Here is a 16,332-nt window from a genome sequence, read left to right on the forward strand (position 1 = left end):
GGGACGAGGTGAGTTTATGAAAAAAGCCATGCCGATTGGCATCGATGATTTTGGAACACTGCGGGCAGGGTATTATTTTGTCGACAAGACGGATTTTATCCGGCAGCTCATCGATGAACACAGTGCCGTGACGCTTTTGACGCGTCCAAGGCGGTTCGGCAAAACACTGACGATGAGCATGCTCGATTATTTCTTTTCGCTGCAGCGCGAGCAGGAGAGCCGTTTTCTTTTTGACGGGCTCGCCGTTGAGCGGGCTGGACAAAAATACATGCAGGAACGTGGGCAGTATCCGGTGATCTTTGTATCGTTGAAGGATCTTAAGGATATCACGTGGGAGAAAATGTTGGATACTTTTCGTTCTTGGATCAGCAATTGGTTTATTTCCTGTGCTTATCTGGAAGAAAGTCCGCGTGTTGACGAGGACTTGAAGGCTCGTTTTACAGCGTTGAAGCAAAGAAAAGCGGATATTTCCGAGATGCAGATGTTTCTTGCCATCTGGATGGAGATGCTTCGCCAGCATCACGGCAAAAAAGTCATTCTGCTCATTGACGAATATGACGCACCGATTCAGCAGGCATGGGAAAATGGTTTCTACAAAGAGTGCATTTCCTTCATGAAGCAGATGCTCGGCTCCGTGCTTAAGGGCAATGAAAATCTGGAATTTGCCGTGATGACGGGTGTGCTGCGCGTGGCGAAGGAAAGCATTTTCAGCGACCTCAATAATCTTGACGTCTGCTCCGTACTCAGCACGCGCTATGACGATGTGATCGGCTTTACGCCGGATGAAGTCAAAAAGATGGCTGAGGACCTCGGCATGAGTGACAAACTGCCGGAAATTAAGCAATGGTACGATGGCTATCGCTTTGGCCAGACCGAAATGTACAATCCTTGGTCGGTCATCAACTTTTTCCGCAATGGCGAATTTGGCGATTACTGGGTCAACACCTCGGCCAATGGTATTTTGCACGTACTGCTGGAGCACGCGGATGCCGAACGCATTGAGGCTTTGCAGAATTTATTGGCGGGCGGCACGATTTCGGTGACCCTTAATGAACGCGTGATTTACGAGGATATTGGCAGAGATAAAAGCGCACTTTATACGCTTTTGCTGACAACGGGCTATTTGACGGCAGAGTCGGCTTCACGCACGCGCCGCAACCGCTATGCCCTGCGCATTCCAAATGACGAAATCCGGGACGTTTACGCAACGGAAATCCTCAATCACCTGGCACACGGAATTGATACGGATACTTTCGATGATTTATTTGATTATCTGTTTCATGGTGACCATGTCCGTTTTGCCCGTCAGCTGCAGAAAATCCTGACTGGGATGGCCAGCACATTTGACACGGCAAATAAAGAGAGTTTCTACCATGGTTTTATGCTGGGCCTGACTGCTCTTCTGCAGGGCAGCGGCTATGCAGTCGAATCGAATCGCGAAAGCGGCTATGGGCGTTTTGACCTTGCCATCTTCCCCAAAGACGCGCAAAAAGCCGGCGTCATCATGGAATTCAAGGCCGCGGCCAATGAAGATGAACTGCAGACTAAGGCCGAAGAAGCCCTTGCCCAGATTGAGGACCGCGCCTACGATACCGAATTCAAGAAGCGCGGACTCACCGAGGTCTGGAAGTACGGCATGGCCTTTTGCGGCAAAAAAATATACGTCGCCGTACCGAAAAAGTCGGACTAAAACAACACGCATAAAACGTAATGTATTGCTAAAACAGTATGAAATTGGATGACAAAACAAAATGATGTCATACTTAGTGACAAAAAGGCGCCCATAAAGATGAAATCTTGAAGATTCTGTGCCAACGTTCCATAAAACAGCATAATGACAAAGAAAAGACGACCATTCCTTGAGGAATATGGCCGCCTTTTTTATTTTCTTCTGTTTTAAAAGCCAGAGAAGACGTCAAAACATACTGTATTGACCCTCTTGCGAGATGAGGCCGTATGCTTAAGTCAATATTAAAGGCTAAGCAAGATTTAATATCGTAGGGGGAACCATAAGATGAATAAAATATATAAAGTCATCTACAGTAAAGTCAAGCAATGCTACATTGTTGTCTCGGAGCTTGCGAAAAGTCACGTCAAAAGCTCGCATGGCAATGGCGGGCAGCAGAAAGCGGCGCTGACAATGTCCGTTTTGCTTGCGTTGGGAGCGTTTACCTTTGCGTTTGGGCCGGTGAATGCAGAAGCGGCAGATAAAACGGATACCACAGGTTGGCAATATATAGGTGTTCAGCATAAAACTGAAGAAAATAATGAGTCTCAAAACTATCAACCAGGTGGAATCGGCGTCAATAACAACGGTGCATTAGGTGAACATGCCATTACCATTGGTGTTCATACTCAGGCTGGTGATCATACTATCGTTATCGGAGATCGCTTACAGCCAATGTCGAAGGATAGCATATTTATAGGTTCAAAATATGATGCTAATAGTGTCGTCAAACCGGGAACCGGCACGGATGTGGTAGTTATTGGCTCAGAGGCTGATGCAACCGGTACAGGATCTGTTGCTATTGGTTATGGGGCTTCTGCGGATCCTTGGGAAAATATCAGCGATACAGATAAAAAGAATGCTAATGCAAGTAAGAAATCTGTTGCCATCGGCTATCAGGCTCAGGCAACAAACGATAACATCGCCATTGGTGCTAATTCTGATGCAACGATGACTCTTGATTCTACAAAGAAAACGTATGCAAAAGATGGGACACCAGTCGCCAATTACGTGTCTGTAGGTTCAAACAGCATCAAACGCCGCATTTCGAATGTTGCAGATGGTGCAGACGATAATGATGCCGTTACCGTAGGCCAGTTGAGTACAGCCGTAACGACTATCAATAGTAATAAAGCGAATATAAGCCTCAACAATATCACTCCTGATGGTCATTCTGTAATTTATGCAGATGCTCAAAAAGCCATTGATATTGTGGATGGCGCTCATACCACTGTTTCTTCTAAGATGAACGGCAGTGTAAAAGAATATTCCGTTAATATCGAGACAGGACAGGTAACTTCTGGTGATGATAATCTCGTTACTGGGGGCACGGTTTACGATGCGATTCAGAATGCTAAGATTTCCGGCGGCAGTGGTACAACTGTAGGTCTCAGCGGCAAAGCAGATGTTACTGCTGGAAACGTCGGTTTGAATTTCAATAACTTCAGTGATGATACGAAGAAAATTACTGATGCTGATAAAAAAGCTGCTGCAGAAAAAGAAGAAATCACAGCCAATGAAAATAAGTGGGGCAAAGCTTTGGGCACTGGTAGCGTAGCGGATTCCAAGGCCAGCGATGCGGATACCAATGGCAGCAAGCAGCTCGTTACTGGTGGTACGGTATATAGCGAAGTACGGCCAGAAGATGGCACGTATGTGAAAAAAGCTAGCACAACTGCAGAGAATCTAAAAGCCTTGGACACCCAGCTTTCTGATATTGATAGCAGTACTGTCAAGTATGATATGGCTGCCGATAAAATCGTCGATAAGACAAAGATTGCCCTCGCCGGCGGCACAGCTGGCACCACCATTACCAATGTCAAAGCCGGCGCTCTTAGCGAAACGAGTACAGATGCAGTCAATGGAGCCCAGCTTTATGCAGAACAACAGGCTCGTGATAAAGCCATTGGTGCGGCTAAGACCAAGTATTACTCTGTCAAAGATGGCATTAAGCTTGGTAATTTTAGAACTAATGCAGATAATGACGGCGCTGATGCTTCTAATATTGCAGGTATGGCAGCAGGTTTTGAAACCGGTACAACTGGTATTGCCTCAACGGTTGCCGGTTCCTACTCCGGTGTTATAGGCTCCGGTCTGCAGGGGGCTGCGGCTGTTTCAGTCGGTACTGTTAACGTCAACAACAATACGGATACGCAAAAGACTTACAGCGGCGTAGCCAACAGCATCGTTGGTCAAGCCAATATGACGACTGACTCCAATGCAGCCATCATCGTCGGTGCAGGCAACAGCGTGACGAATTCTTATCGCGACCTTGATAAGGATGCGTTGTCGGCAATTAAGAGTGCCGTTGCAAAGAAAGATGTAGATGCCCTTAAGAAGGCTTTGCAGGATGCCGTTCCTAAAAGTGGTGCCCAGGTCATGACCATCGGCGGTGGCAACAGTGTCGATAAAGCCTACATGACTCAGGTCGTCGGTGTTGGCAACACAGTTACCGGCAGTGATGCTACATATAATGAAGGAACTTCTACTCAGTACAACTACGTTGATGGCTTCCAGAACGAACTGACCAATGGTAAGCATGATTACATCATTGGTTCGAAGAATACTCTTTCCAGCAGTAACAATAACATCGTCTTTGGCGATAATCACAGCTTGGATGGTAAAAACAACAATGTGGTCGTTGGTTCTGCCGATAATGAAAAGAAAGCACTGAATGCTTCTGAAGCTGTAGTCCTCGGTCATAATGCGGATGTCAGTGTAGATGGCGGCGTAGCTATCGGTAGCAATTCTATAGCAACTGCCGATGTCAATACAGAAGGGTATGATCCTACATCCACGTCAGATAACAAGGCTTCGACAGAAACGTCTGCAACTTGGAGATCAACTACTGGTGCTGTTTCCGTCGGCGCCAACGGTACAACGACTCGTAAAATCACAAACGTAGCAGCTGGTTTCAGCGATACGGATGCAGTCAACGTAGCACAGCTCAAGAAACTGGGCGAAAAACTTTCCAGTGATTCAACTACGGCTCTTAAAGATAAGGCGAATGTAGCTGCTGATAATATTGGTGCCAACTTGAAAGATTCTGACGGTAAGAACGCTGCTTCGACTGATGAAATCAGAGAAAACGAAGATGCCTGGGCTGCAGCTATTGGCACAGGCAAGGTTGCGGATTCTAAAGCAACAGATGCTTCTACTAACGGATCTAAACAGCTTGTCACCGGCGGTGAAGTTTATGACGCTCTCCATGGTGGACTGGACAACATCACAGTCGGCAAAGATGGCAAGGATGGTAAAGACGGTAAAGATGGTTCCATCGGTATTGTCGGTCAGACTGGTGCAAAAGGTGAAGATGGTAAAAATGCTTTTGCTACAACCATCATCAAGACGGAACGAGGTGTTGATGGTGTTGATGGCAAGAACGGCAAGGATGGGATTACCCGTGTCGTTTACCAAGATGGGACTACCAAGCGCACTTTCGCTACTCTCGACGATGGCTTGAAATTCACGGATGATTTCGGTACAACGGCAAAAGTCAAACTGGATAATGAGTTGAACGTTGTTGGTGATATCAATCAGGGTATCACGGATAAGAACAAACAGAAAAAAGCAGCTGATCTGAGTACAGGAAACATTGGTGTTGTCGCAACAGATACCGAATACAATGCTGATGGCACAGTAAAGACTCCGGGACAGTTGACGATTAAGCTGGCCAAAGACCTGACGGGCATTACTTCCATCGGCAACCAGAAAACGACTGGTGAGGGAGATAGCAAGACTACTACAGGTGCAAAGATTGACTTGAAGGATGATGGCAGCATCAGCGTCAACAAAGGTAAGATCACAGACGTTAAGAGCGGCTTGACTGCAACGGATGGAACCTATGCTGAAACAGATAAATCCAATGCTGCCAACATCGGTGATGTCCATAGCATGATTACAAAAGAAGCTGGCAATACGGATACGAAGTTAGCAGACAAAGCAAACGTCAACGCTTCCAACATCGGTACCCATATTACTGATACAGAAAAGCAGAAAGAAAATCTGGACAACTGGGGCACAGCCATTGGTACTGGCAAAATCACTGATAAGGCTGAAGATGGCAGTGGTCAGCTTGTAACCGGTAAGACTGTCTATGACGCTCTCCATGGCGGACTGGACAAGATCGTTGTTGGTACGCCGGGCAAAGATGGCAAGCCTGGTACCATTGGCCTCGTAGGACCTGCCGGTGCGGATGGCAAGAATGCAGAAGTCGACATTACCATCAAGCAGGGCACTGATGATGCAAATAAAGGCATCAAAGGTGCCAATGGTGTCGATGGCACGAATGGCATTAACCGCATTGTCTACACAGATGCAGCGGGAGACCATCAGGCGGCTACCATGGAAGATGGCCTGAAATTTGCTGGCGATGATGGACAGACGAATACTGATAAAGTCATTGCCAAGAAACTGAACAACACGGTGGATATCATCGGCGGTGCAACAGGTACTCTGACTGAAGGCAACATCGGTGTGAACAACGACAAAGGCAAGCTGAAAGTTCAGCTGGCCAAAGACCTGACCGGTATCTCCTCCATCAGCAATCAGACCACCAGCGGCACGACTACAACCGGTGCCAAGATTGAATTCGGCACGGATGGCAAGACCACTATCCGCGGCGGTGATGTCAGCGTCAGCAACAACAAGATTACCAATGTAGCACAAGGCAAAGATGATACTGATGCAGCTACGGTAAAACAGGTCAATGATGTAGATGCTAAAGCCAACGCCAATAGCGAAGCTATCAAGACTAACGCTAGCAACATCGAAAAGAATGGTAAGGCTATTGAACAGAACAGCGCTGCCATCAAGACTAACGCTAGCAACATCGAAAAGAACGGCAAGGCTATCGAACAGAACAGTGCCGCCATCAAGACCAATGCTGGCAACATCGAAAAGAACAGTAAGGCCATTGAGCAAAACAGCGCCGCCATTAAAACCAATGCCGACAATATCGAAAAGAACGGCAAAGCCGTTGAACAGAATAGTGCTGCCATTAAGACCAATGCCGACAATATCGAAAAGAACAGCAAAGCCATCGAACAAAACAGCGCTGCTATCAAGACCAATGCTGGCAACATCGAAAAGAACAGCAAAGCCATTGAACAGAACACAGCTGCTATCAAGACCAATGCTGGCAACATTGAAAAGAACGGTAAGGCTATTGAACAGAATAGCGCTGACATCAAGACCAATTCCAGCAACATTGAAAAAATCAGTAAGACGGTTGAACAGACTTCTGCTCAGGTAGCAACCAACTCCAGCAACATTGAAAAGAATGGTAAAGCTATTGAACAGAATACCGCTGCTATTCAGACAAACTCCGGCAACATTGAAAAGAACACTGCGGCCATCGAATCTTTGGGTCAGAATAAGGCGAATATCAATGCTTCTAACATCGGCAAGAATCTGAAAGGCTCTGATGGAAAAGCAGCTTCTGCTGATGCTGTGAAAGCCAACGAAGATGCTTGGGGTGATGCGATTGGCACGGGCAAGGTAGAAAGTGGCAACAAACAGCTTGTCACCGGCGATACCGTTTACAACGAACTCCGTCCGTCCACTGATGGTTCTTACATCAAGCAAGCCAATACCACGGCCCAGAACCTCACGAACCTCGATACTCAGGTCAAGAAGAACAGCGACCTCATCAACAGTGATGGCAAGACAATCAAGATTGGCGGCAGCGACACTGCAACCAAGATTGATGTCAGCGGCAAGGATTCGTCCGGCAATTCGACGAGCCGTGTAATCACGGGCGTGAAGACGGACACGAGCGACCGGAATTCTGCGGCAAATGTCGGTTATGTCAATGATATGGCCGCAGCCAGCGCGCAGCAGATTTATCAGGATATGAATTCGGCCTACAGCCATGTCGAGAATGACATCAGCCGTGCGGCGGCGGGCAGCAATGCTTTGGCAGCTCTGCACCCGATGCAGGAGTTTGACCCGGACGACAAGGCCCAGTACGCTCTCGGCTACGGCCATTACCGCAATTCGAATGCCGGCGCGGTTGGCGTGTTCTACCAGCCGGATGAGAACAGTCTCTTCAGCATCGGTGCTTCGTTCGGCAACGGCGATGCCGGCATCAACGCTGGCGTCACGGTCAAGTTTGGCCCTGGCGGCTCGAACCACCATGCCCTGACGAAGACGCAGATGGCCAAAGTCATCAACGAGCAGTCGCAGGAGATTGACACCCTCAAGAAGGAAAATGCCGAGAAGGATAAGCGCATTGACGCCCTTGAGCAGAAGGTCAACGAGATTCTCGCCAAAGTCGAGAAGGATAAAGCCTGAGCCGCATTTTCGGCAATCCCTTATATTAAGGAAGTGAAATTATGAAAGCTGCACACAAACTCCACATTTGGTCGACACGACTCAAGGACCTGCGCATCCAGAACAATCTGTCACAGAGCGACGTTGCCAAGGTCATTCATTGCAGCCAGGTCTCGTACGGCATGTACGAACTCGGCAAACGCAAAATTCCCGTCGACAAGATGGTGGAATTAGCCAAATACTACCATGTCTCCCTCGACTACCTCACGGGACTCAGTGAGACATTCTGATAAAAATTCAGGATTCCTATTACGCATAGACAAATAGGGAGTGTGAAATGAAAATCATCGCATGTCAACGACCCATCCGCAAAGATGGCGAGTGGGTGTGCGATGATTTTATTTGCGCGGAAATATATAGACATCTGGAAAATAGGGAAAAGAGGAATCGCTTTGAATCGGGTATATAAAGTAATTTTCAATCGCACAAAGGGGCAATACGAAGTCGTCCCGGAAATCGCCAAAAACGGCGGCAAAGCACCGAAACGCTCCACGGGAAGACACGTCCACCATTCTGCCGGCATCCTGCCCACGGCCGCGCTGCTCTCATCTTTGTTGTTTTCGGGCGGTACCTGTGCGGCAGCGGCATCAACTACAGTCAATGCAGGCGATACCATTGAGGCAGGGGCTAACATCTCTGTTACCAAAGACGATACAGGCAAAAACATCGTCATCGCGGCGCCTGATGCGGCGACAAAAACGGATCTTGAGGCCGTGACTACGAAGACGACGAATAATAAAACGCAGATTGACCAAAATGCGGCTGATATTAAAACGAATAAGGAAAATATCAGCAAGAATGCTACAGCGATTGAAAAAAATAAAAATGATATCGCGGCCAATAAGACGTCAATCGCTGCAAATAAAACGGCGACGGAGACAAACGCCAATAATATTACAGCCAATACGACAAAGATTGACAATAACTCGACTGCCATTGCCAGCAATAAGTCGGCTATCGACAAAAATAAGTCGGACATTGCCACTAACAAAACGGCTATTGAGAAAAACAAGTCCGACATTGCCAATAATAAAACGTCCATCGAGACGAACAAGTCGGCTATTGCAACCAACAAAAATTCAATTGACCAGAATGCCACGGCCATTAGCGCATTGCAGAAAGTCAACGCAAGTTTAGGCCTGAGCGGTGATAAGTCGGGCATCAAATATTTCCGCGCTAATTCAAAAGGCACGGATGACGATGCCAAGGCTACGGGCAAAGATGCTTTAGCAGTAGGTAAAAACGCGGCAGCTTCCAGCGAAAAAGCCATTGCCATTGGCGTTCAGGCTGAGGCCAGCGGTAATGGCGCCATTGCCATCGGTGGAGAAATACGGACCGAGACCGGCACCAGCACAGATATGGATAAAGTCCGCAATAAAGGCGCCGAAGCAGCCGCTGCCAATGCTACGGCTATTGGCACAAATTCCGAAGTAGTCAGCGCGGCCCAAAACGGTATCGCTCTCGGTCATGGAGCCATCACGGGTGCCCGCAGCGGCATGAAGGCCGATGACGGCACGGCCATTTTGATGGTCAGTGGCGGCAAGAACAGCATTTCCATCGGCAATGCTGCCAATGCGCGTGGTAACTCGGCCATTGCCCTCGGCGACGGTGCCATCGTCATGAATGATGCCAGCGGTTCGACGGATGCAGAAGGTCGTACGATTTCGAAAAACGGCATCGCCATCGGTACGCAGAGCAAGACCGTTTCGGAAAATGCCATGGCCATTGGTGCAGGGGCTACGGTCAATAATGAAAGCACAGGAGCCACGGCCATCGGCAATGGTGCTCATGCACAAAAAGTTAATGCTTTGGCCATTGGCACGAATGCCAATGCTGTTTATACGGAGGCACTGGCAATTGGTGACGGCGCAAAAGCTTCTTATATAGAAGCAGTCGCCATCGGCAAGGGCACAGAGGCTGCCGGCAGTCAGGGTGTGGCCATTGGCAGCGGCACAACGGCGAATGCGGATAATGTTGTTTCCATTGGCCATGGGGCTGTAGCGGATGCGGAAAATTCTGTTGTCGTCGGTCCTAACGCAGGCAAAGGCATGGTCGGCGACAAAAATCATGTCAATGGTTCGCACGTCGTTATCGGCAATGCAGCTGGCCAGAACATTGACGGCCAGGAAGATATTGCCCTTGGTTTTGGTTCGGGCAGTGACGTCAAGGGCAATTACAACATCGCCATCGGTTCCGGCGCGGGCACGCATCTTGGCGATAAGACAGCCGGCTCCACACAGGATTCTCTGGCAGGCTACAATATTTCCTTAGGCTTTCACGCCAATCATTACGACAACGACACGGCAATATCCGAAGCTACAGCTTTAGGCGCAAATACCGCTGCCACGACACAGGGCACAGCTGTCGGCGCAACGGCAAAAGCAACAGGTAACGGCGCAACGGCAGTAGGCTTCACCTCGCTGGCTGAAGGCGACAAGTCCATGGCTTTGGGGGAAGAATCCATTGCCCGCGGTACGGGTAATATCGCCGTCGGCAGCGGTTCCTTGGCAACGGCAGATATGGCCAGCGGCAATGCCTATTTGACCGGCACGACTACGACACAGGTGGTTTCCGTAGGCAATGGCGACACGGCTGTCAGCGACCATGGCCTGCGCCGCATCGTCAATGTTGCCGATGGCGCGGCTGATCAGGATGCCGCAACAATTAAACAGTTGAAAGCCCTGCAGGATAATTTAAACTCCCAGATCAAAAAGGCCCAGCCAAGCGGCAGTACCAGCGGCAATGCCGTGACGTATTCAGGCCCGAATAATGAATACGTTAGCTTAAAAGACGATAATGGCAATGTTGTACAAATCAAGAATGTCAAAGACGGTATCGATGCTACAGATGCGGTCAATAAAGGGCAGATGGATCAGGCCGTCACGGACGCCAAAGTTCATTATTATTCGGTCAAGACCGACGATAAGAGCACGTCAACCAACAATTACAACAACGACGGTGCCGTCGGCACGAACTCGATGGCCATGGGCGTCATTGCCAAGGCGACGCAGGAACGCAGTGTGGCCGTCGGCAATAACGTTACGGCCGAAAGCGAAGGCAGTATCGCCATTGGTGCCGGTTATAAGACGACTGGCGATGACGGCAAGGTAACGATGAACGAAACGAAGGCCGAAGTTGGCTACCATTATAATACGGCCATAGGTGCTGGTGCCCAGTCTGCCGGCGATAATTCCCTGGCCATTGGCTCAAGAGCTGCGACAAAACAGAAAAACGGCACCGGCATGAACGGCAGCAAAGAATCCATCGCCATCGGTTATTTAGCCGAAACTTCGGATACGCGCGGTGTGGCCATGGGTGCAGAGGCTAAGAGCATCGGCAGAGGGGCCAATGCCATCGGTGACAGCGCCACGGCTTCAGGCAATGATTCGGTAGCGATTGGTACAAACGCAGTGGATGACAGCTCGGATAATTCCATCGCTATGGGTACAAATGCCAAGGCTGACCATGGCAGCAGCGCCGCGGTTATCGGCAATGGTTCATCCTCGACAAAAGGTGTGAACGTCAATATCTTTGGTACGGGCAGCAGTATCACGAATGACCAGGATGAAGCACTTCAGCCAAATCCTCTGGTACACGACAATAGTTTAATCGGCAATGGCAATAACATCACCCGCCATGATGCAACTGGCATCACCAATGTTACGGTCAGCGGCAACCAGAACACTGTACAGGGCAGCGCTGAAAATGATCCAAAGGATGCCAGCAATCTCGATAGAATCAATATCACCGGTACCAATAATAAGGTAACTCTCCATGATAATACCATGCCGATTGAGGACGTTACTGTCATGGGCAACGACAACACGGTCGAGGGCAGTTCGGAACTTCCTAAAAAGGACGGGACTGGCGGAACTCCTTTATCTAATATCCAGATTCTCGGTTCGAACGTCACGGCCAACGTCGCTAATTCCGTTTATTTAGGGACGTATTCGGCCGCCTCAGCCAGTGTGACAGACCGGACCGCAGGCAGCAGTGAGTATACAGGTACTTATGACAGGAATGCAGCTGGCCAGAAAGCTGCTGGCGTTGTAACTGTTGGCAGTGTCGGCAGTGAACGTCGTATACAGAATGTCGCGGCCGGCCTTGTCAGCGAAAAGAGTACCGATGCCGTCAACGGCAGCCAGCTCTTCCTGCGCACGCAGCCGCTGCGTTTCGCCGGTGATAACTCGACTATTGGCGCAACTTCGGCAGCTGACCAGAATGTTCTGCATAGGAATTCAGATCAGGCTATGACCATCAAAGGCGGTATTAATGACAACAGTAAACTCAGTGATGGCAATATCGGCGTTATTGCAGATGCAAAGAATAATACGATGACCGTAAAACTCGCCAATGATGTAAAAGTCAGCAGCGTGACCACGGGCGGCACTGTCATGAATAATGATGGCGTCACGAATGGCAAAACAACCCTGAATAAAGAGGGAATCACGATTAAAAATGCCGATGTTGACAAAAATATCGTCATCAACGACGGCAATATCAGCTTCGGTAATAATCAGGTCAAGAAGATGGGCAGCGGCTCCGATGGTATAGATGAGAAGGGGAACCCTACTTATAATACCCTGACAAATGGTGCCAATATCGGTGATATCAAGAATATTACGGATGCTCGTCGAACGATTGTTAAATCTTCGGATCAGTCGGTTAAAGTAACATCGAGCAAAGATGCTGAACATGATGTTTATGATTTGTCCGTTGATTATGGCAAAGCTGCTGATGCTGTCGATTTGAAATATACAGGTGACAACAACACAAAAGGACAAAATAAACTCAAGGATTCCGTAGCTTTTAACGGCACATCAAATCAGATTGTAACGGCAGCTGCAAATGGCAGTGTCACGTTCAAATTAGCTGATGAGGTAAATATCGGCAAAACTACGGATGGCAACGACGGCCGTATCAATGTCATCGGCAAGAATAACCAGACTGGTGTATCCATCTGGACCAACAGTGATGACCAGACAAAAGCATCGGGTGGCCACATCAGCTTGACTGGTGCCAAAACGACTGACGGTCAGCAGGGGGCTTTTGTTGATATCTGGACCGACAATGGTCCGAATACCTTGACTCCTGCAGAACAAGACAAAAAAGCCAGCCGCATCGTTTATAAGGATGCTCAGGGTGAACATCAAGTGGCGACCATGGAAGATGGCCAGAACTACAAGGGCGACTTTGGCATCGGCAATGATGACCATGCTGCTGCTGTAAAAATGAACCATCAGGTCAATATCGTCGGTGATATTTCTTCTTATAATAAAAAGCATCCTGACAATAAGGTCGATAAAAATGCCCTGACTGATGATGGCACTACTGCCAATGTTGGCGTTGTTACCAGCACCGACGATGAAGGCAATGCTACGTTGTCTATCAAACTCAATAAGGACCTAACGGGCCTGAACAGTGTGACTGCCGATAATGCAAAAATCGGCAAACATGAAGCAGGCGATACACGTCTTACGGAATATGAAGTTGACGCTAACGGCAATCCTACCGTGAAACTGGATGGTTCTGGAAATGCTGTAACGGATAAAGCTGGAACTTATGTCACGGGTCTTGACAACAAGACTTGGGATGGCAAGACTTATGTTAGCGGCCGCGCGGCTACCGAGGATCAGCTCATGCAGATTACGTCTGCCATCATTAATAAGGGGACTACGGGCGGTTTTGGTCTTTCTGCCGGCGGCAAGAGCGTGAAACAGGACCTCGGCCATACGATTACCATCAATGGTGATGGCACATATCATAGCGATGGTACCGATGACAAAAAGGGCAATATCATTACATCTGTAGAAAATAATGCAGTTAAGGTATCGCTGAACCGCGACCTCAACATCGATTCGACGACGATGCAAAAGACGAATGACGATGGCAGCAAAGTCAGCAATGTGACGAACGCCGCCGGTTCGACGCTGACGAAGACCGATGCCAAGGGAAATACTTTCAGCACGACTGTCAAAGCCGGCTCTTTGACCATCCAGAATGGCAAGACGAAAACGACAATCGACAAAAACGGCATTTCGACGAACCATATCAATGTTGGCCAAAACACGCGCATCGGTGATGGGATTGCTAAAATCGGCGGGGTGACCATCAATGGCAAAGGCGAAAAGGATGGCAATGCTCAGCATAAGAGCACCGTTACAGGCCTGACGAACAAAGAATTCGATACAGACCACATAGAACAGTACAGCGATTCCGGCCGTGCTGCTACGGAATCTCAGTTAAAAAAGGTTTATGAAAAGGCTTCTCAGCATACGACTGTCACGGTCAACGGCAAACCGAGTGCACCTGGCAATTTAGTCATCGATCAGACTACAAATAAGGATGGCAGCATGAATTATGCGCTTTCCCTCAATGATCATGTCACACTCGGCAAAGACAAAGACGGCAGCCTGACTGTCCAGAGCAAAGACGGCACGAAGTCGATTACGACGGACGGCCAGAATGGTACAATGACCTTTAAAGATGGCACAAATGAAGTAGCCATCAAGGCCGACAAAGCCGCAAATGGTGTTGATGATAAAACTTCCATCAAGCGTCTCTCCATGGACGGTCACACTGTTGCGACACTTGACGATGGCATGAAATATGCCGGCGATACAGGAACTGCCCTGCAGCAGAAGCTCAACAGCACGACGAATATCAAGGGCGGCATTTCTGATGCCACGAAGCTTTCGGACAACAATATCGGTGTTGTCTCAGATGGCAAGGACACGCTGACGGTCAAGCTCGCGAAGGATGTCAAGGGCCTGAACAGCATGGAAGTCACGACGGTCAATGCGAAGACGGTCAATGCCGACACGTTTAACGCAGGCAATACGACCATCAACAACGGCGGCCTGACTATCAAGACAGAGGATGCAAATCGTTCTCTGACGATTCGCGACGGCAATGTCAGCATGGGCGGCAATCAGATTCACAATGTCGCCCCCGGCACGGCCGATGACGATGCCGTCAATGTCTCGCAGCTCAAGAAACTCGGCGGCGAGGTCAGCAATGTCAGCAACCGCGTCAACCGTGTCGGCGCCGGCGCGGCCGCCCTTGCTGCCCTGCACCCACAGGATTTCGACCCCGACGACAAATGGGATTTCGCAGTCGGCTACGGCAATTACCGCGGTGCCAACGCTGCGGCTGTCGGTGCCTTCTATCAGCCAAACGAGGATACGACTTTGTCCGTGGGCGGCACGGTCGGCGGCGGGGAAAACATGGTCAATGTCGGTGTCAGTTGGAAGTTTGGTCAGGGCAACCACGTCACCCGTTCGCGCGTGGCCATGGCCAAGGATATTCTGGCCCTGCAGAATCAGGTCAATGTCCTTTCGCAGAAGCTCGCGGCCTATGAAGCCGCCGGTCAGCAGCCAAAGGCCCTGCCGGCCACGGGCACGATGACGTTCCCGGATGTACCGGAAAATCACTGGGCTTATCAGTACGTGAAATATCTGGCCGAACGCGGCTACCTGCAGGGCTATCCGGATGGCGAATTCAAGGGTGACAGGGCCATGACCCGCTACGAATATGCGGCCATCATTTACCGTGCGCTGCAGAATGGCGCTCCGTCCGATGGCAATATGGCGCGCTCCGTTGACGAATTCGGTCCGGAACTCACGAAAGTCCAGAACATCGACCGTTTCCGCGTCGACCGCATCTCCGGCAAGGACAACGACCGCCACAAAGTCGAACGCGTCCGCGTCAACGACCAGGACCATCCGGACAAAGGCGACTACCGCGACGTATACGGCTCGCGCATTGCCAAGTGACAAAACTCTGCTGTAAAATATCGATTGCATGACAAAATGATTTAGATATATGCAAATGACAAATTTTCTGTCAAGACAGATATCACGATAAGATTATATTTTTCGTGTTTTTTGCTCAGGAAACAGTATCTTTTACGAGGATGCTGTTTCTTTTTTTATGCATTTTCATGATTCGGATATGTTGCTTTATGTCATTTGACCTTCATCTTAGAACAGACCGTAAAATTATTTGTGTAACCTTAAAATTCAGTCAACTCTGACTGATGGTTTGCAGAAAAAAGAAGAGATATGGGGGAGTTTTGTCATGAAGCATTCACATCGCAGGCGCCGCAGCGCATTTAAGGCAAAAGTCGGACTGACTGCGGCTGTTTTGCTGACTTTGTCAGGGCCGATGGCCGCGCAGGCCGCGGAGAAACCGTATGGTCCCTTAAAGTATTTTATAAAAATAATAAAATTGAGAAATTTATTAAAATATGTTAAATTATATGATATAAGGAG

At 49.0% G+C, this 16,332-nt stretch carries 5 protein-coding genes; all 5 read left to right on the forward strand.

What is annotated here, in order from left to right; genetic code table 11:
* Positions 1-16: 16 nt before the first annotated feature.
* Positions 17-1,690 carry an AAA family ATPase gene (locus ACI4OH_RS00510; RefSeq protein WP_435721410.1) on the forward strand — a complete coding sequence of 558 codons (1,674 nt, stop codon included), beginning with the start codon at positions 17-19 and terminating at the stop codon, positions 1,688-1,690.
* A 324-nt stretch (positions 1,691-2,014) separates the two neighbouring features.
* Complete coding sequence (locus tag ACI4OH_RS00515; RefSeq protein ID WP_439783926.1) at positions 2,015-8,020, forward strand: ESPR-type extended signal peptide-containing protein; 6,006 nt, start codon at positions 2,015-2,017, stop codon at positions 8,018-8,020.
* 41 nt (positions 8,021-8,061) lie between these two features.
* The gene (locus ACI4OH_RS00520; protein ID WP_439783927.1) at positions 8,062-8,289 is read left to right on the forward strand and encodes a helix-turn-helix domain-containing protein; all 228 of its coding nucleotides are present in this window, start codon (positions 8,062-8,064) and stop codon (positions 8,287-8,289) included.
* A 162-nt stretch (positions 8,290-8,451) separates the two neighbouring features.
* Positions 8,452-15,834 carry an ESPR-type extended signal peptide-containing protein gene (locus ACI4OH_RS00525; protein WP_439783928.1) on the forward strand — a complete coding sequence of 2,461 codons (7,383 nt, stop codon included), beginning with the start codon at positions 8,452-8,454 and terminating at the stop codon, positions 15,832-15,834.
* A 304-nt stretch (positions 15,835-16,138) separates the two neighbouring features.
* On the forward strand, positions 16,139-16,332 hold a 194-nt coding region (locus ACI4OH_RS00530), incomplete at its 3' end, for a hypothetical protein (protein ID WP_439783929.1).

This window comes from Mitsuokella apri, assembly GCF_051886055.1.
GTDB lineage: Bacteria > Bacillota > Negativicutes > Selenomonadales > Selenomonadaceae > Mitsuokella.